Below are 19,722 nucleotides of genomic sequence, written 5' to 3' on the forward strand. Positions count from 1 at the left end.
CTGCGAGGAGAAACCATGAAGACACCGCAGCCGCAAGCAGTGCAGTGGGCAGCCACTGACGCCAGGGGGGCAAGTGGCTCATTCGAAAGACTGACCAGGCCATCCATGCGAAGACGCACAGGACGGGGATGCCGAAGATCATCCAGGGCTCCGGAACGTAGAAGCGGACGTCAGGCGCGAGCGAGCTCGCTGAACGTACCGCCTGCTCCCGGGACCGGTCCCGGGACTCGGCAGACCAGCCATTGGCGCGCGGAGCGGCCAACCGCGGCGGGCGGGGGTGAGTCGTTTCTGCTTCATCTGTTCGAGTGAACAGCGAACGTTTTCGCAGGTGAGCCCATGTGGCTGCCTACCGTGATGGCGTTGCTTGTGCCACAAGCACGCCCAGCCCACACTTGAGGAGGTGACGCCACTATGACCGCTCTTGCGCACGAGAGGCCCGAGACCATGACCGAGATCAGGACCGAGCCTCAGTACCTGCCCGAGAACGGGCCCGGCCTCGACGAGGCCCTGTGGCAGGCATGGAAGGCCATTGACCTTCCCGAGGGCTATCGCGCTGAGATCATCGAGGGAGTCATCGAGGTGTCGCCCACCGCTCGCCGATCGCACGGCCTGATCACCAACCGCGTGCGAAGGGCGCTGGACAAGTTCCTGGACGGAGGCGAGTACGCCTGCCATCAGGACGTGAACGTGATTCACAGCCGCAAGGCATGGATCCCGGACGCTTTCGTCGCCCCGGAGGACACGGAGCCGTGCGGCGACGAGGACGACATGGGAGTCAGGGCCGACTCCGTGCAGCTCATCGTCGAAGTCGTCTCCCCCGGCAAGCGCAACCAGGACCGTGACCGCGTCCGCAAACGTCGCGAGTACGCCCGTGCGGGTATCCCGGTGTACGTCGTCATCGATGACTACGACGGTCAGGGCGCCGTCACCCTCTTCACCGGACCTCGCCCCGACAGGGCCGACTGGGAGGACATCCACCGGGTCCCCTACGGCACCGAGGTCACCATCCCCGAAGGCCCCGCCAAGGGTTTCGTCGTCACGGAGGCGATCACGGGGCCGGCGCGGGCCAAGAAGTAGAGCGCCTATCGGCCCAGGGTCTGCCAGACCGTCAGCGCCAGCGCCAGGCACGACGTGGCCGCCGCCAGGGACGGTAGCGGCCAGCGGGTGCGTTCCAGGGCCTCGATACGGGTCTCGTGTTCGTCGAGGGTCTTGTCGGTCTGGTCGGCGCGCTGGAGAAGGAGCGCGAGGTCGCCCCGCGTGGTGGCGAAACCGACGTCGACCGAGCGACGCAGCCGCTCCAGCTCCAGGACGACCTCCTCCGTCTCAGTCGCTGTCATCGCGCACCTCCCTGCGATCGTCCGCATCAGTATCGGTATCGGCGTCGGTATCGGTCATCGTGCTGCTCCTCGTGCTCCTCGTCCTCTTCGGTGGTTCCTGGTGGCTCCCGGTGCTTCCTGGCGTCCGTCGCCCGTCAGTCCCGCGGCACGCGCAATCTGTCCCAGCTGACGCGGCCCGGGATGCCGTCCGCCGCCGCGCCCACGTAGCCGAGCTTGCGCTGCCAGGCCGCGTACGAGAGGACGTCGGCGCGGGTCCAGACGGGGCCGGGGCCGTTCGCGTACCGGCTGCACTCCTCGGCCACCAGCCGTCTGCCGACGGCGGTGATCAGTTCACTGCGGCGGCCCGGCGCGAAGAACGCGGCGCCCGGGAAGGGCGCGTGCGTCACAGGTGTGGGACGGGGAGCGGGCTTGTCGCCCAGCAGTGCGTCGATCCGCGCGCGCATCACCGTCATCGGGAACGACGGGTCGATCTTCCGCCGCGTCCACTCCTTGTGGGCGATCACACTGGCCGCCGACCAGCCATGGGCCCGGCACACGGCCGCCGACAGCCGTTCCACGGCGGCGAGTTGGGCCGCCGGATACGGATCGCGGCCGTTGCCGAGGTTCTCGATCTCGAAGCCGTAGAAGCGGGCGTTGCCGTCCACGGCGTCCGGCCCGGGGGCGGGGAGCGTGGACCTCTCGGCCCGTACGGCGTCCAGGACCGCGGCCGAACCCGAACCGGCGTGGTTGGTACGGCCGTACCCGAGCAGGTGCAGTGTGCCGTCCTTGGTGATCAGCCCGACGCACAGCGGGCCCGGCAGCGCCGCGGTGCCGTCGCGGCACAGGCGGAGGCTGTCGGTGCCCGCGGTGTGGTGCAGCATCACGCCGTGCACCGGGCCCCAGGGCCCCTTGTGATTGCGGTTGTGCGTACGCCAGTTGGAGTGCTCGGAAAGGGCGACGCCCTCGCCGCGCAGCGCGCGGGCGAGGGCGTCGGCCGTCAGGGGTGTGGCCATGACGACCTCCTCAGTTCACGGGGGTGACGGTCAGGAATCGGAAGGCGAACGTGGCCGTTCCCGCGGTGCACCTGTAGGCGGCGGTCGCCGTGTACGCGCTGTTCGGGGTGAGCCCGCTGACCAGGTACTGGGTGCTCGCCGAGACCTGGCCCGTACCGGTGGAGATGGCCGAGCGGCCGTCGCCGGCGGCCAGTACGACCGTCGAGCCCGAACCGGCCCGGACGTTCGCCGACATGAAGCACGTACCGGTGGTGCTGCTGCTGATGCGCGCGCCCACCGACACCAGCACGGAGCCGGAGGCCGGAGCCGTGAAGGCGGCCACCGTCGGGTCACCGGTGGAACCGGTGAGCGTCTCCACGAACGCTGTCGCGGCGGTGGTGCCGACCGTCGAGTTCGCCTTGTGGACCGGGGCGGGCGCCAGTTGGGACCAGACGCTGCCGGTGTAGTACCAGTACTGCTTCGGCGTGCTGAGCCAGCACAGCATGCCCGCCACCGGGGCGGTCACCTTGGCGTCCCGCGCGGCGCCGTCGGCGAACCGCAGCACGGTCCGGCCGTCCACGGCCTCGGCGAGCGACTGGATGTGCACGGGAATGTTCGCGGCGTCGGCCGGCTGCGGGTACGGGAGACTGCCGAGCGGAGTGAGCAGGGCCATGACGGCCTCCTCCTGGAACTCGTGGGAGATGGAGTGGGGGACGGGGGCGGGGAGACCCGGGCGCGCCGTCAGTCGCTCAGGACCGGCGGCAGCGAGTCGGCAGGCATGCCGCCGTCGCCGTCGCGTGTCGTCGGGCTGTCGATCGGGACGGGGTGGGCCACGTTGTCGTCGTGGTCGGAGGGCTCCAACGGCCGTTTCTCCAGGGGCAGTTCGGTCACCGGGTCGCTCACGCCGCACCTCCCGGTGCCTTGAGCAGCTCGCCGTAGGAGACCTTGCTGATGGTCAGGGCGTCGAGCGTCGCGTTCTGCGCCTCAACCAGGGAGTACGTGCGCTGCGTCCCGTACCCCGGATCGACCGGCGGGTCCGGGGTGAGCCCGGCGTCGGCCGGAACACCGTTGTAGGAGGTGCCGCGCAGGGTCAGGGTCTGCTGCGGGGCGGCGCCGGACGCACAGGTCGTGCGGATTCCGACGACCCAGGCGAGCGTGTCGAGCGTGGCGCCGCTGGTGTCCACCACCCGTACGACATCGCCGAGTTGGATGCGGGGGTCGTGCAGCACCTCCACCTCGCCGAGCACCGGCACCGGATAGCGGCCGGCGTCGAGCATGGCGAACGACAGGTCCGAGGCGGCCTGCCGCTGCTGCACCCACTCGGTCGCGGGCGCCTGGTAGACCTGCTTGCCGTAGTGGAGCTGGCTGTTGGTGTTGTACCAGGCGTACGAGCGCTGCCTGGGATCGCCGGTCCGCTTCTGCGGCACGATCTGCACGGACGGCTTGCCGTCCTTCGTGACCGTCCAGACGCTCGCCGTGCCGTGGTTGGTGAAGCGGACGATGTAGTTGGGGCCGTCGCGCCGTGAGCCGACCGTCACCCGGCCCTTGACCGAGCTGCCGCCCGTCGCCGCGCTGCCGAAGCGGACCCGGTGGCCCCCGATCGGAGCCACGTCGTCCTCGATCTGGAGCGGCCCGATGTCGAGTTCGTCCTCGGCGATGGCGTAGGCGACCTCCACCGAGGTGCCCGGCCGGATCTCCCGTACGACGGTGTCGGTGACCGTGTCGCTGAAGGTGTGGCTGATGCCCGTCCAGTCCTGGTAGGGCTGCTCGCAGTAGTTGCGGCAGGCGTCGATCTCCTCGGAGACGGTGAGCGCGGCGATGTCCCGCCGGGTGGTCACCGTGAGATCGGGCCGCGCCGGCACCGACTGGAACCGGCCGGGACCGCGCCAGCGGAAGACGCCCAGCTCGTCGAACTCGGCCGTGGACAGCGTGGCGCGGGCGATCTCGGTGATGGCGTCCCACTGGGAGCCGGAGACCTTGGGCAGGTCGAACAGCGGCACCGTCGCGTCGTCGAGCACCGCGCCCCTGGCCCAACCGCCCTTCTGCTCCCACTCGTCGGCGGTGTACGAGGTCAGGTCGGGCCAGGAACGGTCGGTGACCTGGAGGCACTCGACGGCCACGTCCGTCTTCAGATTGACCTGGAACAGCTCGGAGGGCGGCTGGAGCGCCGACGCCTCGGTGAAGGTGTAGGGCGCGGTCGGCGGGACGACGTACTCCCCGTCGGGTGCGGTGAGCCGCGGGTACACGGTCGCCGGGGTGCTCGCGCCGGTGGTTCCCGCCCGGGTGTCCACCGTGAACCCGAGATGCCACACCCCCTTGAGGGAGGCGAGCTTGGGAATGGTCCAGCTCGCGACCGTGCCGCCGCCGTCGACCGTGCCCGAGGTGATCTTCACGACGCCGGTCGCGAAGTACACGTTCAACGCGTAGTTCCCGAACGCTCCCGCGCTGCGGTCGAAGACCAGCTTGAGTTCCAGTTCGCTGCCCACCGAGAGAGCGGTGTTCACATGCAGCTCGGCCTGGAACACCTTCCCGGCCACGACGAAGCGGGACCGCGGCATCCAGGACACTTCGAGCCCGGCCGCCTTCGGCATCAGCGCCGTGTCGAACGGGGCTCCGTCCCGGATCCAGGAGTACGACGCCGGGGCCGGCAGCGTCTCCGGCTGCCCGTACGAGGCGTTGAAGCCGCAGTGCAGCGAGGCGTAGAGCACGGTGAACGGCTTGGCGGGGTCCTCGGCCACGGCCGGTCCCCGGGGCGGCGGACAGCTGTGGATGCCGCCCTGGCGCAGGAGTTCGTCCACGCACCAGGTCGCGCTCGCCACGGGACGCCCGTAACGCAGACCGTGATAGGGCCGCGGCAACTGGGCGGGTCCGCGCAGCCGCTCCGCGCCGTCCAGCGCCTGCACGGTGACGGTGTCGCTGCCCGACGCGGCCGCGCGCGACCGCACGGTGCCCCGGAAGGCAGGCACCGTACGGCCGTTCGCGCCCGCCCTGTGGACGACGGACTGACCGGGGCGTACGACGTCGCCGGTGCCGCGGCCCGCCCAGGCCGAGTACAGCAGGGGCGCGGGCACGCCGGTGCCGCCGAGGAGCAGTTCCAGCTGGGCCGACGCGCTTCCGGAGAAGGCGCGCAGGGCCTCGGGCAGATCCGTGCTGTAGGCCCGCTCCACCTTCCAGGACTGGATCTGCGCGCCCAGCTCACGGCCGCCGAGCCGGGTGGCGTGGGCCGGGATCCGGTCCGGGGCGGCGAGGGCCGCGCCGAGCAACTCGTCTGAGTCCTGCACCTGTTACACCTCCACCAGGTCGATGCTGATGTTCCGGTACGGCAGCCGGGCCGCCGGGACGTCGCTGTACGCGGTCACGGTCATCGGCGGGCAGCCGTCGCCGAGCGCGTACGCGACGGGGTCCGCGTCGATCGCCAGGCAGGCGCCGGCCAGCCCGGCGAGCACGGCCTCGCCCGGGCCGCCGACCGGAGTGACGAAGGCGGCCTCGGCGGGAGCGGTGCCGGTGACGACGCTCGCACCGGTCACGGCCGTGGTGCTCAGATACGTGCCGTCGGCGCGCTTCCAGTCCAGCTGGGCGCTCGCGAGTGCCGGGTTCCAGTCGGGCGGCACCTGCCAGGACACCCGCATACCGGGGGCCACCGGCCAGCCGGCCCACAGACCGTGCCTCCAGCCGACCCGGGTGTTCTCCCCGAAATCGCCGATGACGGTGTCGCCGGTGTACGGGAGTACACCCAGGGAGCCGGTCACGGTGAACCAGTGGTCGGTGCCGCCGGGTTCGGAGCTCTGGGCCGCGGCCTGGTACGGCCCGAGCAGGTTGACGGAGGCCGGGTCGATGACCACGAGTGGTCCGTACGACGGCCCCGGACCGCCTTGCAGACCGGGGCCGTTGACTCGGCGCGCGAGCCGGGTCAGGTGCTGCGCGTCACCGGGTTCGAGCCAGTCCCAGGAGAACTTGAGCCGGCGGACCGTGCGCGGCGGCGCGATGGTGGTGATCCGCCCTTCGAGGGACTTGAACTCGGTGACGTTCAACTCGGCGCTGCGGTCCCAGCTCTTGGCGGCCTGGTCGATCTCCCGCAGCAGACCGGGCTTGCCGATCCACAGGTTCCTGGCCATGTCCTTGCCTCACCTCCGGGCGAGCTTGCGCTGTCCCAGCTGGACGGCGCGCGCGATGGTCTGGGAGTCCACGTCGATCTGGACGGGCCGCTCGGCGAGCGCCTCCACGGCCGCCGCGAGCCGGCGCATGCCACCGCCGGAGCCGAGCATCCGCTCCAGCCTGGACAGCGGGATGACCGCCTCGTGCTCACCGCCCTCGCCGACGAGCGCGAGCGTGCCGCCGGTACGGGCGCGTACTACGCCGCCCTTCGCGAGCTGCGGCACCGGGATGGGCGACAGGTTGAAGGCGAAGCCCCGGCCGCCGATGCCGGGCACCCAGTCCGGGACCTTGAACTTGACGCGGTTGAGGGCGCCGATGAGGACGTTGAGCCCACGGACGAGCATCCGGGTGGGCGTCAGGAACCCGTTCACGACACCCTTGAAGAGCGGCCCGATGATCTTCGCGGCCGACTGCGAGGAGCTCTTGATGTGACTCCACGCGGCGGTGAGCCCCTTGCGGACCAGGGCGGCGACCTTGTCCATGTTGACGAACTGGGCGATGAGCGGGGCGACCAGGGTCATCACCAGCCCGAACGGGTTGGACGCCATGGCGAGGTTGAGGCCCTTCTGCGCGGTGGACGCGCCCTTGAGCCCCTTCCCGAGACTCCCCATGGACTTCCCGCCCTTGTCGGCGTTCTTGCCGGCCTTTCCCACGGACTTCTCCACGGCGTCGGCCTGCTGCCTGACGTCCTTGAGCGCGCCCTTGGCCTTGTCGGCGGAGGACTTGAGCTTGTCGAGGGAGGTTCTGAACTTGTCGGTTGCGCCTTTGGACCTGCCCAGGGTGCTGTCGGCGCCGGCCAGTCCGCCGCGCAGCCTTCCCACAGCGCTCGCACCGGTGTTGACGGACCCTTTGAGCTGGGACATTGCCGAGCTGGTGACCGAGGTGCGGCTGCGAAGCCGGTCCATTCCTGCCGTGGCATTCGTGAGGGCCTGTTTCAGATTCATGAGTGGAATCCCTCTGAAGGTATGGGGTCAGGACAGCGCGGAAGCGAGTAGGCCAACCCGTCGTTCGAGCAGCGTGACCTGGTTGGTCGTGTCGGCCAGAGCGGGGGAGGAATCCATGTGCCGGATCTGTTGCCTGGCCGTGTTCGCCGCCCGGTCGATGCGGGAAACCTTTCGCTCCAGCGACTGGATGCGTGTGTTGGAGTTACGGATCTTGCTGTGTGCGCCGACGGTCAGGTCCTGGAGTTTTGCGATGCCTTTTTCCATCCTGGTGAGCCGAGCCTCGGCATTCGCGATCTCGCGCGCACGTCGCTGCAGTTCCTCCGCCTGGACTTTCCACATGAGGCCGAATTTGTTGCGCTCAAGCCCCCGCTTCTTGAAAAACGCCTCGACGACCGGCTCCAGGCTCAGGAAAGGAGTGAGCTCAAATTTGGCGATCGTCAGCGCCGCGACCAGGCCCAGGATTTCCGGACTCTTGATCTCCTCCCAGATCCTGTTCTTCGTCTCGTTCTGGACCCATGCTTGAGTGGCGATTTCCCCGGTACTGCCCTTGAGGGCCGCCTTTTTGACGTCGGCGATTCTGGCCAGTCCGGCCAGAGTGGCAGGATTAACCTTTTTGTCCAGATCCGACCGTAGGTCCTGAATCTCCTTGTCCAGTTGCTCTGGCGTCTTGTCTGTCATCACTCCCCCTTATTGGGTGAGATCTTGATAGAATCCGCCCGTGAATTTGGGGACTCTGGGCGCAAGCATCGTGATAAGTGTCGGTTTGGGTGTACTGCTGTGGGCGTTATTTCTGGCCCTGAGCTGTCTGCGGGAGTATCGAAGAAAGGTGACCGTCGAGGTCGAGATACTCGGTGCGATCGAACTCTCTACGGGAGCCTCTTATCGCTTCTCGCCGGTCAATGGTGATGTGCGGCTCGATCGTTCCGCAACGGAAGCTGAATGGGTCGCGAGTACGCCGCGGAAGTTCGGCGACCGTCAGTTCTCCATGGGAGAAGCCGTATCCATTGATTACGACCCTGGATATCCTGCGTTCTTCTACCCCGCAGGCGAGTACCCCGTGGTCCGGCTGTGGCCGATCGTCCTGTTCACGGCCGTGGCGGGATTCGCCACGACCGGCTTCGGTATCGTGGCTCTCATGTGATGCCGGGAGGGTGTGGGCGCGTACCTCCGACCGGCGGTCCGGAGGACCGGGTGTCAGAGGAAGAAGCTCATGAGTTCTTCCGCCGTCGGCGTCGCCGTTCGTTTCTCGGAGTCGGCGGGTTCACTTCCCGGCCGGGGTACCGGCTGTGGATATTCCAGCGGTTCGCTGTCCTCGTCCCGGTTGACCGTCGCGAACATCCAGTTCGCCTCGGCGAGTTGGTCGACGACGGAAGCGAGCAGGTAGTCGGTGACCGACCAGTCGGCCGACTCGCCGTGCAGTTCGCGGGCAGTGGCGCTGTCCCGCGGAAGGTGCTGGACCAGTACCGAAAGCCGCCGCGACGACAGCATCCCCCGGTGCCAGTCCAGCAGGTCGACCCCGTAGTGGCGGAGCAGGTCCGCCTCCAGGGCCTCGGCGTGCTCTTCGACGAGCTCGCCGAGGCTCAGTCTTCCCCCAGGCCCAGCCCCGTCTCCTTGCCGTAGGCCTCCAGGATGGCGGCGATGTCCTGCATGGTGACGTCGTGCCGCTCGAAGCGGGCGAACTGCTTCTCGCCCAGCAGGAGTTGGAGCAGCCCGTCCACGTCGTTGTCGTCGAGGTCGCGAAGTGTGCGGGCCGTGGTGCGGGTCAGCTCGGTCGGCAGCTCGAAGCTGTCGTCGTCGAGTTCGAAGGTCCAGGCCCGGCCGAGCGCCTCCAGGCGCTGCGCGCGGGCCGCGTTGACGTTGAATCCGGCCATGGTGAACTCCCTTGCGGACAGAGGTGCATGTGCGGACGGAGGGGGCGGGGCGGCGGGTGGGGGAGCCCGCCGCCCCGGGTGACGAGCCCTTGCGGGCCGTCACGGAAGGTGGCTCAGAAGGTGGACGGGCGGCCCGTCACAGGGCGGCGTACGCCTTGTCCTTCATGATCCACTTGGCCAGTTCGCGCTTGGCGGTCTCCGCCTCCAGCGCGGTGAAGGTGACCCCGAGCTTCACGGAACCGGTCCGCGTGAAGCCCATCTCCTCGGTCTCGGTGACCTGCCCGCGCGGCAGGATGAAGCGGTACACGGCGTCCGTGCCGTCCGTGAACTCGATGCCGAGGGCCCGCTCGTCCTTGGCGGGCGTGCTCGGGATCAGGAACTCATACGTGTCCACCACCGCGGTACCGCCCACCGAGGTCTGGGTGATGTCGGTGGCCGGGATGCCCATGAAGAAGGAGAGCGTGCTCTTGTTCATCTGGAGCAGCTGGAACTTCACGGTCAGGTCGCGGTCGGAGTAGATGAAGCGGCCCGGGCTCGCCGACTGCCAGGTGTCGACCGGGTCGATCTTGTCCTTCTTGTTGAGCTTGATGCCGTCGACGGATGTGTAACCCAGCTCGACCCAGCCGACCGGCCAGGCGTCGTCGGACTTGGCCGGCGCGGTGTTCCCGGCGGGGGCCACCAGGACCCGGCCGGTACCGGCGACACGGATTTCCTTGCCGTTGTTCGTTGCCATGCGAACTCCTCTTTCGAGTACGGGACTTGAACGGTCGTACGGTGAGCGGCCGTACGGTGAGCGGTCGGGCTCAGCCGAGCCGCAGCAGCAGCCGAATCGTGGAGCGGTAGCGGTTCGCCGCCGACCGCGTGTAGTCGGGGAGCCAGCGCGGTCCGTCGGCCTCGGAGACATCGACGACGGCCGCGGAGCCGTACACCGTGTCGGCCAGTTCCAGGACGCAGGCACGGGCGGACAGCGCCACGGTGTGTGCCGTGGGCTTGTCAGGGCCGTACGCCTCCAGGTCGAGCAGCGGCTGGTCGAGGTGCTGGTCGTCGACCCAGGCGCCGCCCATGTGGGAGACGAGGACCGCCTTCTGGGTGCCGTCGAAACCGGCCGGCGGGCGGCTGTCGACGATGACACCGGTCAGCTCGGTCCGGTTCTTGAGGAAGTCGACGACCAGCTGCTCGGCGTCGGGGAAGGTCAGGATGGCCACATGGACGCTCCCTTCGGGAGGCGGGTTTCCGGGGATCTCCGGGGCGGCCTGGCCCGGGAGTTTCCGGGCAACACAAAGCGGCAGGTCCGCCGCCCGTCCTCCGGGCGCAGCTCTGCCGCTGCATCCACTGTGACACCGGTCGGGGAAACGTGCAACTGGCTTATGCCGGGCGGTTATTCGGTCCGCACGCAGGAGGGGTCCCGCCGCGTCGTGCGGCGGGACCCCTCGCGCGTACGGCGGGACCAGCGGGTTCGGTGGGATCAGGGGGCGTGGTGCCGGGCGGATCAGTGGTCGTGGTGCCGGGCGAGGTGTGTCGTCCGCTCGGCGGCGAAGACGTCCTCCAGGCGGAAGAGACGCCGCCGGCCCTGTGAGCCCGCGGGCCGCAGATGGCCGCGCTGCACCCACTTGCGGATGGTCGCGGTCGTGACGCCCGCCTCGTCGGCGGCCAACTCGGCGGTGATCAAAGGGGCGTTCGTGACCCCGTTCATGTGCGTGGCCCTGTTCACGTTCGTGGTTCCGGTCATGAGTGCTCGGCCTCCAGTACCCGCCCGCACGCGGGATTGACGCATCTGATCTCGGCCCGCTCGGGTAACGCCCGCAGTGAGACGCAGTCGCAGGCGGGGCAGCGGCCGGGCAGCCGTACGAGCTGCTCCGGGTCGCCGAGCGCGCGGGCGCAGCGTGCTGCCATCCGCCGGGTCTCGTCCTCGACGTGCGGGGCGAGCAGCGGGTCGGCGGCGATGCGGTCCAGCAGTCCGGCGATACGGCGCAGCCGTACCGGTACGGAGGCAGGGGGCACCGGCCGCAGGCCGAGTCGTTCACGTACGGCCTCCTCCAGTTCGACGACTCCGTCGGTGATGTCCCGTACGGCGTCGGAGACGTAGAGGCGGACCGGAGCGGTCGTGCCGCCGACGGGCCCGTTGTCCCGGCGCTCACGCGGTCCTCCGTGGGCCGCGGGGGCCAACTCGTCGACGAGGTCCGGGAAGCGGCGGACGAGCGAGGCGATCCAGACGGCTCCGCCCTGGTCCTCGCTCATCGGCTGACCTCGCACGGCTTGTGGACCGGGCGCTGCGGCGGCGGCTCCGGGCGGCTGGTCGGGCACGTGCAACCCCTCCCCATCTATGGGAACATATGTTCGACAGTTGCGAACGAGCGGACAGAGTTGCATGTTGCGAGCGCGTACGCAAGTGATTACGTTCCGTGGAGGTCGATGTGACGGCGAGTCCTCAACCCCTCCTGAGCTGCGGGAAGTTGCCGAATCTCCACAGTTACGCGCGGGCGCGCACACATATTGGTGCGTGTGCGATCGGTACGCTGCCCCGGCGACGAGGGGAGAGCGGACTCATGGCTTCGAGCTCACGGGTCGGTGCCCGCGCCGACCACAACTTCCGGGCCGCGGGCCTCGACGACTTCGCCGGCTGGATCGAGGGGCTGCTGCGCGCCCGGGGCTACGACATCGACAGCCCTCGCGGCGGCGGCCGTTCGAAGCTCGCCGACGACGCGGGGGTGCACCGGGCCGCCGTGAGCCGGCTGCTCCAGCGGCAGTCCATGCCCGACCTGGAGACGATGCGGCGTATCGCGGCCGTACTCGGCGTGCCGCTGCGGGAGATGCTCATCCGCTCGGGCCGGCTCACCGAGGACGATCTGCCGGTGTCGGACGGCGGGCACCCCGCGGGCGGCGAGGACCGCCCGTGGCTGAGCGTCGAGGAGGCCGCTCTCCGCATGGGCGTCCCGCCCGAACTGCGGGAGCTGTTCGCCAAGGTGGCCCAGCAGTTCCTGCCGGAGAGCGGCTGACGGCGAAGGGGCCGGGGGAGGTCCTGAGTACTCGGGCCATTGGTCTGCGGGGGCCTTGAGGGAGCGCGGCATGGGAAATCCAGGAGGCGGCCCCGACGGCGAGGCGGAACGCGTCTCCCGCCTGGTGGGCGAACTGCTCATCGGGCTCGGCGAGAAGCTCCGGGCGGCGGGACCGGAATCCGTCCGCGTCCTCACAGAGGAGGAACTCCAACGGCATCAGCTGAACTGGTTCCGGGCGGGCTGGGACGAACATGCGCGGGCGACGGGCCGGGAGGGGCAGGAGCAGGAGCACTGTGAGGGGCGGTCCGGGCCCGGTTCCGGTGTCTCAGGGCATCCCGACAGCGAGGACTTCCCGGTCCCGCCCTCCGCCCGCCTCCTCCGTTTCCCGGAACGTCCGCCGGACGGCGAGGGCGGAGACGGGGACCGAGGCGGGGGCCGGGACTGACCACGGCGTGTGGTGTGTGATGTGGCTCAGGAGGTGGTCTCGGTGCGCTCGTAGCGCAGCAGCACCACGCCGTTGCCGAAGACGTGGGACTCGATGAGGCGCAGTCGGGCGAGGGCGTCGGTGTCGCGGAAGAGGGGGTTGCCGTGGCCGATGAGCACCGGGTGGACGTAGATCCGGTACTCGTCGATCAGGTCGTGCCGCCGGAACTCCGCCGCGAGTTCCGCCCCGCCGACCACGAGGTCTCCGCCCGGCTGTTCCTTGAGTGCCCTGATCACGTCGGGGGCGACCTCCCGTACGACGGTCGCGTTCCAGTCGGCCTTCTCCAGCGTCCGTGAGTAGACGACCTTCGGAATGTCCCGCCAGATGGCGGCGAACTCGCGGTTGACCTCGGAGCACTCGGGGTCCTGGTCGGCTGTCGGCCAGTAGGCCGCCATCAGCTCGTGCGTGACGCGGCCGGTCAGGAGGCCGCCCAGTTCGCCGACGAACTCGTTGAAGTGCCGGAGCAGTTCCTCGTCGACCACGTGCCAGTCGATCTCGCGGTTCGGTCCCTCGAAGAACCCGTCGAGGGAAATGCCGATACTCAGAACGATCTTTCGCATCACGGACCTCGCGGGGCGTGGGGTGGTCGTGTCTGTACTGGGCGGTCGTGTCTGTCTGTCGCATGGTGTCAGACGGGGGTGATGCCCGCAGGTACGTGAGGTCTGTTTTCTTCGCCCCCGCCGCCCCTACCCATTCCCGTCCCTTTTCGGGGGCCAGCCCCCGAACCCCCGCTCCTCAAACGCCGGAGGGGCTGATTTTCAGCCCGTCCGGCGTTTGAGGACGAGCGCGTTCAGCGCGATACGGGGGTTCGGGGGCGGAGCCCCTGAGTAAGGGACGGGAATGGGTAGGGGCGGCGGGGGCGAGAGAAAATCAGGTCAGCCCATGTGGGCCCCGGTCGTGCCCTCGGTGTGTTTACGACGAGTCCGCCTCCAGCGTCGCGAACCACCCCATGCCCGCCGCGGCGACCAGCAGGCGAGGTTCGCGTCGGAGACGCCGAGGTCGGTCTGGATGGCGGGCAGGGCGATGTTCGTGATGGTGGCGTCGAGTACGACCATCAGTCGATTTCCGCCGGGAAGGCCGAGAATCCGCATTCTCAAAATGTGGTTCTTCTCCCCCTTGGCGGGGGATCCGAATTGTGAGCGATGGGGAAACCGAATTCCGTCGCCAGTGCTCACACTTGGAGTTGGTCTGTCAAATTCGGGCAGGGTCAGACGCGACGTCGTCCCTGGCCGGAAGGGGTGGGCGTTTCTCCGGCGGGAAACACCGCCCACCCTCTCCCGTGATTCACGGCCCCTTTGCCGTGAGCCCTTCTGCTGCGAACTCCTTTGTCAGTTGGCCGGATTGGCAGGGGTCGGGCGGCACACCGTCGACTCGTCGAAGATCTCGGCGAGGTCGCAGGCCAGATCGTCGTCCCAGTCGGCGGCATCGGCACCGGCATCGGCATCGGCATCGGCGCCGGTCCAGTCCTCCACGGCGGTGACCCCCTGCTCCTTCGTTTCCGATGGCGCCACCTGCGCCACCTGCGCCGCCTGTGCCGCCTGCGCCATCTGTTCCACGGACGGCTTCGGCGGGGCCTGGAGCCAGCTGTCGAGGGGGCGTTCCGTGTAGCTCTCGACGCAGGCGACGATCGCCTCGCGGAGAGTGCCGGTATCGGTGAGCCCGGCGAGCGAGGGCCAGTCGACGCCACAGGGGTCGGGGGAGGGCTCGGGTACGGGCCGGGGCGCGGCGGATGCCACGGCATCGGCGTCGGCCGTGGAGGCCGTCTCGGCCATCGCGGGCGTACCGGCCGTCACGGCCAGGCAGCCCGCCGCCAGAAGAGGTATGAGGCATCGGGAGAGCGTGCGCATGGGGACTCCAGAGTGAGTGAGGACACGAGCGGGACGAGCTGCCAGGTTCCGGCAACTGCTCCCGGCACCTCCTCCCAGCAACTTCCGAGAGCCGCGCCACCGCAATCCGTACGCGGCCGAACAGGTGCCCGCACTGACCCGGACGTGGTGTTCTGGCCGTTTCCGCCCAGGTCCGCCCACCCTCGACCCCCTCGTACGACGGGCGTGTGGACCCCTGCCCGACGGATTTCCCCTACATCACCCCGCTCTCTCCACAGGTTTCTGTTGCGATCTCGTTAGCGGCTACTCCTTGACGCACCGGGAACCCCCACGTTGGCTTCTGTCACCTGGGCCCGCACGGTTGCGCCCTCGTCCGGAAGGCACCCGAAAGTGAACAGCGCCATACGTCGTACCGCCGTAGCCGTCTCGGCTTCCACGATGACCCTCATGCTCGCCGCATGCGGAGCACTGGACGGGAGCAGTGACGGCGGCGAAGCGAGCCCGACCAAGGGCGACGACATCACGGTGGGGCTGCTGCTGCCGGAGAAGTCGAACTCGCGCTACGAGAAGTTCGACTACCCGATCATCAAGGAGAAGGTCTCCACGCTGACCAACGGCAAGGGGAAGGTCGTCTACGAGAACGCCGAGCAGGACGCGGCCGAGCAGAACAAGCAGCTCGCGCGGATGGTGGAGGACAAGGTCGACGTACTCCTCGTGGACGCGGTGGACTCCAAGGCCATCGCCTCCGGGGTGAAGCAGGCCAAGGAGGCGGGGATTCCCGTCATCGCGTACGACAGGCTGGCCGAGGGGCCGATCGACGCGTACGTCTCGTTCGACAACGAGGCGGTCGGCCAGGTGCAGGGCCGGGCCCTCGCCGACGAGCTCGACGGCGGCAAGTCTCAGAAGATCGTCATGATGAACGGCGCGGTGACGGACCCGAACGCCGCCCAGTTCAAGGACGGCGCCCTCGGTGAGCTCACCGGCAAGGTGACCATCGCCAAGTCGTACGACACCAAGGAGTGGAAGCCGGCCAACGCCCGGGCCAACATGATGGCGGCGATCTCCGCCATCGGCGCCGACAACATCGCCGGGGTGTACTCCGCCAACGACGGCATGGCCGGCGGCATCATCTCCGCGCTGAAGGCGGCCGGGGTCACCGACCTGCCGCCGATCACCGGCCAGGACGCGGAGCTGGACGCGGTGCAGCGCGTCGTCATCGGCGACCAGTTCATGAGCGTCTACAAGCCGTACCCGCAGGAGGCCGAGACCGCCGCCGAGATGGCCGTGGCCGTTGTCCGCGGCTTCGGCATCGAGTTCGACTCCCTGACCCCCGACAAGGTCACCAGCCCCACGAACAAGGACATCCCGGCCAACCTCCTCCAGGTCTCCGCCCTGACCAAGGACACCATCGAGTCGACGGTCATCCAGGACGGCATCTACACGGCCGACCAGATCTGCACGGCCAAGTACAAGACGGCCTGCGACTCCCTCGGTATCAAGTAACACCTGACCGGCGGCGGTTGCCGCATGCTCTCCCCGTTGTGCACGGCCCGGGAATCCGTTTCGGGTCGACGCGCGTAACCGGGATGGTTCAGGAGCTTTCACGCATCCGCGGGAGAGCTCCTGAACCATCCCGGCCCACGGGCTTGGGGAGTTCACGCCACCCGGGTGAACTCCACGGTCACCTCCGGCGGGCCCCCGGCGACCCCGCGGTAGATGCCCTTGTGCGGGGTCACGTCGTCGTAGTCGCGGCCTCGGCCGACCACGACGTGGGACTCGTTGGCGCGGGTGCGGTTGGTGGGGTCGTGGCCGGTCCAGTCGCCGGCCCAGTACTCGATCCAGGCGTGGCTCTGGCCGGCGACGGGGCGATGCAGTTCCGCGTCCCGCTCGGGGTGCAGGTAGCCGGACACGTAGCGGGTCGGCAGGCCCAGTGCCCGCAGGAGTCCGGCCGTCAGGTGGGCTATGTCCTGGCAGACACCCGCGCCCTGGTCCCAGGCCTCGGCCGCGCTGGTGTTCACGCCGGTGGAGCCCGGGATGTACGAGACCCGGTCGGCGACCAGGTCCGAGACCGCGACCGCCGTCTCGTGCGGGTCCAGGCCCGCGGCCGCCGTACGGGCCCGCTCGACCAGCTCCTCGGGGACGGCCGTACGGGAGGTCTGGACCGAGTGCTCCAGCAGGCGGGAGCTCGCCACCTGGTCGGCCACCTCCGCCCAGGTCGGGGCCGGCGGCAGGTCGGCCGGCGGTGACGTCTCCACCAGGCTCACCGCCGTGATCGTCAGATCCTCGTGCGGCTCCATCAGGTCGAAGCCGGTGACCTGGGTGCCCCAGTAGTCCCAGTACGACCAGGTCGGTGTGGACGGGTTGACCAGGACGCGGGCGTCCAGCGTCGTCTGGCCCGGCAGTGTCAGCGGGGTCATACGGACCTCGTTGTGGGAGCGGACCGCGGCCTGCGCGTACGAGACGCGGGTGATGTGCCGGATACGGAGCCGACGGGTCAGCGGCGCGCTCGTGTGGGAGTTCATGTTCGTGTTCGTGTTCGTGTTCGCGTTCATGCTCACGCTCCTTCCTGGGCCCACTCGACGGGCCCCTGGTACGGGAAGAACCTCTCCGCGACCGCCTCGGCGGAGGCCATGCAGGAGGTCTGCAACTCCCGCAGGAGGGACGGGAGTACGTCCTCCAGAGCCGTCGAGTCCAGGTATTCGAGGCGGGTGCGCATCCTGCCGATCGGGCGCCGCGCCGGGTCCTGGCGCGGGCGGCCGAGCGCCGCCAGGCACTCCTCCGCCGTGGTCAGCGCGTGCAGCACCGAGCGCGGGAACTCCCGGTCCATGATGAGGAACTCGGCCACCCGGGCCGTGTCCCCGAAGCCGCCGTACACCCGCGCGTACGCCTCGTCCGCCCCGCTCGCGCTGAGCAGCGTCGGCCAGTCGGGCGCGTGCGCCGCGTCCAGCACCCGTACGGACAGCAGCCGTACGGTCATGTCCACCCGCTCCAGGCTCCTGCCGAGCACCACGAAACGCCAGCTGTCGTCCCGGCTCATCGTCGAGTCGGCGAGCCCGAAGAAGAGCGCGGCCCGTCGGCGGACCAGCTCCAGATAGGCGTACGGACCGGTGCGGCGGGCCGCCAGACGCTGGTCGGCGAGGGCGTGCCAGGTGGAGTTGAGGCACTCCCACATCTCGGAGGACACCGCCTCGCGGGCGCTGCGCGCGTTCAGCCGGGCGGCGCCCAGCGCACCCTCGATGGAGCAGGTCGAGCGGGCGTCGAAGGCCAGCTGGTCCAGGACCTGTTGCATGTCGACGGCGTCGGTGCCCGCGTCGACGCCGAGGATCGCGTACAGCGAGCGGCAGGCCACGTCCTCGTCCCGCCAGGGGTCTTCGAGGAGCCGGTGCAGATACGCGTCGAGGATGCGGCCGGTTGTGTCGGCCCGTTCGACATAGCGGCCCGTCCAGGTCAGCGCCTCGGCGATGCGGGAGAGGATCACGTCGTTCACGGCCGTACCTCCTGCTCCTTGAGCGGCTTGAGCTGCTTGTGCTGCCTGAGCTGTTCGCGCTGCTTGTGCTGCTTGTGCGGGCACTCCATGTGTGGCCGTCATTGCTGCTGCGCCCCTTCCTGCGGGACGAGGTGGTCGCCGTCGGGGCCGAGCTGACGCGGGACGACCTCGGGCAGGGGACCCGAGGGCTCCGCCACGGGCCCCTCCGCCGGGCCCTCCGCGAGCACCCAGGTGTCCTTGGAGCCGCCGCCCTGGCTGGAGTTGACGATGAGGTTGCCCTCCTGAAGCGCGACCCGGGTGAGCCCGCCGGGCAGCACCCACACATCGCTGCCGTCGTTCACGGCGAACGGCCGAAGATCGATGTGGCGCGGAGCCATCCGCTCGCCCGCGAGGGTCGGGGAGGTGGACAGGGCCACCGGCCGCTGGGCGATCCACCCCCGGGGATCGGCGATGACCTCTTTGCGTACGCGATCGAGCGTCTGCCGGTCCGCGTGCGGTCCGATCACGATGCCCTGCCCGCCGGCCCCGTCGACCGGCTTCACGACGAGCTGGTCCAGCTGGTCGAGCACCGCCTCCAACTGTCCCGGCTCGTCGGGGCGGAACGATTCGACGTTGGGGAGCACCGGTTCCTCGGACAGGTAGTACCGGATGAGATCGGGAACGTACGTGTAGAGGAGCTTGTCGTCCGCGATGCCGTTGCCCACCGCGTTCGCGAGTGTGACGTTCCCGGCCTGGGCGGCGTTCATGATGCCGGGGCAGCCGATCACCGAGTCGGGCCGGAAGTGCAGCGGGTCGAGGAAGTCGTCGTCGAGCCGCCGGTATACGACATGGACGGGCATCTCGCCGCGCGTGGTCCGCATCCACACCCGGTTCCCGCGGCAGACCAGATCGTGCCCCTCCACCAGCTGCACGCCCATCAGCCGTGCCAGCAGGGCGTGTTCGAAGTAGGCGGCGTTGCTGGGACCCGGGGTGAGCACGACCACGCGCGGGTCGCCGACCCCGTCGGGCGCCGCCGCGCGCAGGGCCGCGAGCAGCCGCTGCCCGTACCCGTCGACCGGCAGTACATGCTGCTCGGCGAAGAGCGAGGGGAAGATCCGGGTCATCGCCCGCCGGTTCTCGATGACGTACGAGACCCCGGACGGCACCCGGACGTTGTCCTCCAGGACGCGGAAGTCGCCGGCCTCGTCCCGTACGAGATCGATGCCGGCGACGTGGATGCGTACCCCGCCCGGGGGCTCCACGCCGTGCGCGGCCCGGTGGAAATGGGGGGAGTTGAGGAGGAGCCGCCAGGGCACGACCCCGTCCTCGAAGGCCCGGCACGGTCCGTACGCGTCCGCGAGGTAGGCCTCAAGGGCCCTGACCCGTTGGGACACCCCGCGTTGGATGAGGTCCCATTCCAGCGCGTCCAGCACCCGTGGCACGAGGTCCAGCGGCCAGGGCCGCTCCTCGCCCGCGAAGGCGTACGTCACGCCACGGTCCGTGAACGACCGGGCCATCTGATCGGCCCTGAACCGAAGTTCGGCCGGTTCCATCGGTTGGAGTGCCGCCAGCACCGGCTCATAGGCGGTCCTGACCTCACCCGGCCGCTCAAACATCTCGTCCCACGCGTCGGCCAACGCGTACGCGTCAAATATGTCCGCCATGGCCTGAC

The 19,722-nt window shown here is 69.4% G+C and carries 25 protein-coding genes; 5 read left to right on the plus strand and 20 right to left on the minus strand.

From position 1 onward, the window contains the following. Positions 1–411 precede the first annotated feature (411 nt). Positions 412–1,077, plus strand: coding sequence for a Uma2 family endonuclease (locus ACZ5VQ_RS13360; RefSeq protein WP_469104966.1), 666 nt, complete (start codon positions 412–414; stop codon positions 1,075–1,077). 5 nt (positions 1,078–1,082) lie between these two features. Here the strand turns inward: ACZ5VQ_RS13360 and ACZ5VQ_RS13365 are convergent, their stop codons facing one another. From ACZ5VQ_RS13365 to ACZ5VQ_RS13400, 8 genes are all read right to left on the minus strand, one after another. Continuing rightward, positions 1,083–1,337 (minus strand): hypothetical protein, encoded by a 255-nt coding sequence (locus ACZ5VQ_RS13365; RefSeq protein ID WP_055618386.1) that lies wholly within the window; start codon positions 1,335–1,337, stop codon positions 1,083–1,085. Between the two features lie 134 nt (positions 1,338–1,471). Next, positions 1,472–2,329, minus strand: coding sequence for a peptidoglycan-binding protein (locus ACZ5VQ_RS13370; protein WP_469104967.1), 858 nt, complete (start codon positions 2,327–2,329; stop codon positions 1,472–1,474). Between the two features lie 10 nt (positions 2,330–2,339). Next, a complete protein-coding gene (locus ACZ5VQ_RS13375; protein ID WP_469104968.1) occupies positions 2,340–2,981 on the minus strand; it encodes a hypothetical protein in 642 nt (213 codons plus the stop codon). Between the two features lie 68 nt (positions 2,982–3,049). Continuing rightward, positions 3,050–3,211, minus strand: a complete 162-nt coding sequence (locus ACZ5VQ_RS13380; protein ID WP_469104969.1) for a hypothetical protein — start codon at positions 3,209–3,211, stop codon at positions 3,050–3,052. Continuing rightward, positions 3,208–5,589, minus strand: coding sequence for a hypothetical protein (locus tag ACZ5VQ_RS13385; RefSeq protein WP_469104970.1), 2,382 nt, complete (start codon positions 5,587–5,589; stop codon positions 3,208–3,210). The genes ACZ5VQ_RS13380 and ACZ5VQ_RS13385 overlap by 4 nt, the downstream gene beginning before the upstream one ends. A 3-nt stretch (positions 5,590–5,592) precedes the next feature. Next, a complete protein-coding gene (locus ACZ5VQ_RS13390) occupies positions 5,593–6,423 on the minus strand; it encodes a hypothetical protein (RefSeq protein ID WP_469104971.1) in 831 nt (276 codons plus the stop codon). Between the two features lie 9 nt (positions 6,424–6,432). Continuing rightward, entirely contained in the window at positions 6,433–7,407 is a 975-nt protein-coding gene (locus ACZ5VQ_RS13395) for a hypothetical protein (protein WP_469104972.1), read from the minus strand. 27 nt (positions 7,408–7,434) lie between these two features. Continuing rightward, entirely contained in the window at positions 7,435–8,085 is a 651-nt protein-coding gene (locus ACZ5VQ_RS13400) for a hypothetical protein (protein ID WP_469104973.1), read from the minus strand. A 40-nt stretch (positions 8,086–8,125) separates the two neighbouring features. Between ACZ5VQ_RS13400 and ACZ5VQ_RS13405 the strand changes: the two genes are divergently transcribed. Beyond that, the gene (locus ACZ5VQ_RS13405; protein WP_469104974.1) at positions 8,126–8,548 is read left to right on the plus strand and encodes a hypothetical protein; all 423 of its coding nucleotides are present in this window, start codon (positions 8,126–8,128) and stop codon (positions 8,546–8,548) included. Positions 8,549–8,601: 53 nt separating this feature from the next. Here the strand turns inward: ACZ5VQ_RS13405 and ACZ5VQ_RS13410 are convergent, their stop codons facing one another. The 6 genes from ACZ5VQ_RS13410 to ACZ5VQ_RS13435 all read right to left on the minus strand — a co-directional run bounded on the left by ACZ5VQ_RS13410 (position 8,602) and on the right by ACZ5VQ_RS13435 (position 11,516). After that, the gene (locus ACZ5VQ_RS13410) at positions 8,602–8,895 is read right to left on the minus strand and encodes a hypothetical protein (protein WP_469104975.1); all 294 of its coding nucleotides are present in this window, start codon (positions 8,893–8,895) and stop codon (positions 8,602–8,604) included. Positions 8,896–8,987: 92 nt separating this feature from the next. Further along, positions 8,988–9,278: a hypothetical protein gene (locus tag ACZ5VQ_RS13415; protein ID WP_266762190.1), complete on the minus strand. Its 291-nt coding sequence runs from the start codon at positions 9,276–9,278 to the stop codon at positions 8,988–8,990. Between the two features lie 136 nt (positions 9,279–9,414). Further along, entirely contained in the window at positions 9,415–10,011 is a 597-nt protein-coding gene (locus tag ACZ5VQ_RS13420; RefSeq protein ID WP_469104976.1) for a phage tail tube protein, read from the minus strand. A gap of 70 nt (positions 10,012–10,081) precedes the next feature. Beyond that, entirely contained in the window at positions 10,082–10,483 is a 402-nt protein-coding gene (locus tag ACZ5VQ_RS13425) for a hypothetical protein (RefSeq protein ID WP_469104977.1), read from the minus strand. 284 nt (positions 10,484–10,767) lie between these two features. Next, on the minus strand, positions 10,768–11,007 hold the full coding sequence (locus ACZ5VQ_RS13430) for a helix-turn-helix domain-containing protein (protein ID WP_469104978.1): 240 nt from the start codon (positions 11,005–11,007) through the stop codon (positions 10,768–10,770). Then, the gene (locus tag ACZ5VQ_RS13435; RefSeq protein WP_469104979.1) at positions 11,004–11,516 is read right to left on the minus strand and encodes a hypothetical protein; all 513 of its coding nucleotides are present in this window, start codon (positions 11,514–11,516) and stop codon (positions 11,004–11,006) included. The genes ACZ5VQ_RS13430 and ACZ5VQ_RS13435 overlap by 4 nt, the downstream gene beginning before the upstream one ends. A gap of 308 nt (positions 11,517–11,824) precedes the next feature. Between ACZ5VQ_RS13435 and ACZ5VQ_RS13440 the strand changes: the two genes are divergently transcribed. Continuing rightward, on the plus strand, positions 11,825–12,274 hold the full coding sequence (locus tag ACZ5VQ_RS13440) for a helix-turn-helix domain-containing protein (protein WP_362071826.1): 450 nt from the start codon (positions 11,825–11,827) through the stop codon (positions 12,272–12,274). A 70-nt stretch (positions 12,275–12,344) separates the two neighbouring features. Next, the gene (locus ACZ5VQ_RS13445; RefSeq protein ID WP_469104980.1) at positions 12,345–12,719 is read left to right on the plus strand and encodes a hypothetical protein; all 375 of its coding nucleotides are present in this window, start codon (positions 12,345–12,347) and stop codon (positions 12,717–12,719) included. A gap of 26 nt (positions 12,720–12,745) precedes the next feature. Here ACZ5VQ_RS13445 and ACZ5VQ_RS13450 read toward each other — a convergent pair whose 3' ends face one another. The 3 genes from ACZ5VQ_RS13450 to ACZ5VQ_RS13460 all read right to left on the minus strand — a co-directional run bounded on the left by ACZ5VQ_RS13450 (position 12,746) and on the right by ACZ5VQ_RS13460 (position 14,605). Further along, complete coding sequence (locus ACZ5VQ_RS13450) at positions 12,746–13,318, minus strand: dihydrofolate reductase family protein (protein WP_469104981.1); 573 nt, start codon at positions 13,316–13,318, stop codon at positions 12,746–12,748. Positions 13,319–13,633: 315 nt separating this feature from the next. Further along, positions 13,634–13,849: a hypothetical protein gene (locus ACZ5VQ_RS13455; protein WP_469105034.1), complete on the minus strand. Its 216-nt coding sequence runs from the start codon at positions 13,847–13,849 to the stop codon at positions 13,634–13,636. Positions 13,850–14,086: 237 nt separating this feature from the next. Beyond that, positions 14,087–14,605 (minus strand): hypothetical protein, encoded by a 519-nt coding sequence (locus ACZ5VQ_RS13460; RefSeq protein WP_469104982.1) that lies wholly within the window; start codon positions 14,603–14,605, stop codon positions 14,087–14,089. Positions 14,606–15,022: 417 nt separating this feature from the next. On the opposite strand from ACZ5VQ_RS13460, the gene ACZ5VQ_RS13465 reads away from it, so the two are divergent. After that, the gene (locus tag ACZ5VQ_RS13465; RefSeq protein WP_469105031.1) at positions 15,023–16,087 is read left to right on the plus strand and encodes a sugar ABC transporter substrate-binding protein; all 1,065 of its coding nucleotides are present in this window, start codon (positions 15,023–15,025) and stop codon (positions 16,085–16,087) included. A 152-nt stretch (positions 16,088–16,239) separates the two neighbouring features. On the opposite strand, the gene ACZ5VQ_RS13470 is transcribed toward ACZ5VQ_RS13465, so the two are convergent. The 3 genes from ACZ5VQ_RS13470 to ACZ5VQ_RS13480 form a co-directional block, all read right to left on the minus strand. Continuing rightward, positions 16,240–17,082: a transglutaminase family protein gene (locus ACZ5VQ_RS13470; RefSeq protein WP_469105032.1), complete on the minus strand. Its 843-nt coding sequence runs from the start codon at positions 17,080–17,082 to the stop codon at positions 16,240–16,242. A gap of 56 nt (positions 17,083–17,138) precedes the next feature. After that, the gene (locus ACZ5VQ_RS13475) at positions 17,139–18,071 is read right to left on the minus strand and encodes an alpha-E domain-containing protein (RefSeq protein WP_307523394.1); all 933 of its coding nucleotides are present in this window, start codon (positions 18,069–18,071) and stop codon (positions 17,139–17,141) included. Positions 18,072–18,169: 98 nt separating this feature from the next. Further along, positions 18,170–19,714, minus strand: coding sequence for a circularly permuted type 2 ATP-grasp protein (locus ACZ5VQ_RS13480; RefSeq protein WP_469104983.1), 1,545 nt, complete (start codon positions 19,712–19,714; stop codon positions 18,170–18,172). Between the last annotated feature and the right edge of the window lie 8 nt (positions 19,715–19,722).

The organism is Streptomyces sp. NPDC033178, assembly GCF_055577685.1.

Coding starts and splice junctions, on each gene's coding strand:
- ACZ5VQ_RS13360 (WP_469104966.1), top strand. CDS start 412: ATGACCGCTCTTGCGCACGAGAGGCCCGAGACCATGACCGAGATCAGG.
- ACZ5VQ_RS13365 (WP_055618386.1), bottom strand. CDS start 1,337: ATGACAGCGACTGAGACGGAGGAGGTCGTCCTGGAGCTGGAGCGGCTG.
- ACZ5VQ_RS13370 (WP_469104967.1), bottom strand. CDS start 2,329: ATGGCCACACCCCTGACGGCCGACGCCCTCGCCCGCGCGCTGCGCGGC.
- ACZ5VQ_RS13375 (WP_469104968.1), bottom strand. CDS start 2,981: ATGGCCCTGCTCACTCCGCTCGGCAGTCTCCCGTACCCGCAGCCGGCC.
- ACZ5VQ_RS13390 (WP_469104971.1), bottom strand. CDS start 6,423: ATGGCCAGGAACCTGTGGATCGGCAAGCCCGGTCTGCTGCGGGAGATC.
- ACZ5VQ_RS13395 (WP_469104972.1), bottom strand. CDS start 7,407: ATGAATCTGAAACAGGCCCTCACGAATGCCACGGCAGGAATGGACCGG.
- ACZ5VQ_RS13400 (WP_469104973.1), bottom strand. CDS start 8,085: ATGACAGACAAGACGCCAGAGCAACTGGACAAGGAGATTCAGGACCTA.
- ACZ5VQ_RS13410 (WP_469104975.1), bottom strand. CDS start 8,895: ATGCTGTCGTCGCGGCGGCTTTCGGTACTGGTCCAGCACCTTCCGCGG.
- ACZ5VQ_RS13415 (WP_266762190.1), bottom strand. CDS start 9,278: ATGGCCGGATTCAACGTCAACGCGGCCCGCGCGCAGCGCCTGGAGGCG.
- ACZ5VQ_RS13420 (WP_469104976.1), bottom strand. CDS start 10,011: ATGGCAACGAACAACGGCAAGGAAATCCGTGTCGCCGGTACCGGCCGG.
- ACZ5VQ_RS13430 (WP_469104978.1), bottom strand. CDS start 11,007: ATGACCGGAACCACGAACGTGAACAGGGCCACGCACATGAACGGGGTC.
- ACZ5VQ_RS13435 (WP_469104979.1), bottom strand. CDS start 11,516: ATGAGCGAGGACCAGGGCGGAGCCGTCTGGATCGCCTCGCTCGTCCGC.
- ACZ5VQ_RS13440 (WP_362071826.1), top strand. CDS start 11,825: ATGGCTTCGAGCTCACGGGTCGGTGCCCGCGCCGACCACAACTTCCGG.
- ACZ5VQ_RS13445 (WP_469104980.1), top strand. CDS start 12,345: ATGGGAAATCCAGGAGGCGGCCCCGACGGCGAGGCGGAACGCGTCTCC.
- ACZ5VQ_RS13450 (WP_469104981.1), bottom strand. CDS start 13,318: ATGCGAAAGATCGTTCTGAGTATCGGCATTTCCCTCGACGGGTTCTTC.
- ACZ5VQ_RS13455 (WP_469105034.1), bottom strand. CDS start 13,849: ATGCGGATTCTCGGCCTTCCCGGCGGAAATCGACTGATGGTCGTACTC.
- ACZ5VQ_RS13460 (WP_469104982.1), bottom strand. CDS start 14,605: ATGCGCACGCTCTCCCGATGCCTCATACCTCTTCTGGCGGCGGGCTGC.
- ACZ5VQ_RS13465 (WP_469105031.1), top strand. CDS start 15,023: ATGACCCTCATGCTCGCCGCATGCGGAGCACTGGACGGGAGCAGTGAC.
- ACZ5VQ_RS13480 (WP_469104983.1), bottom strand. CDS start 19,714: ATGGCGGACATATTTGACGCGTACGCGTTGGCCGACGCGTGGGACGAG.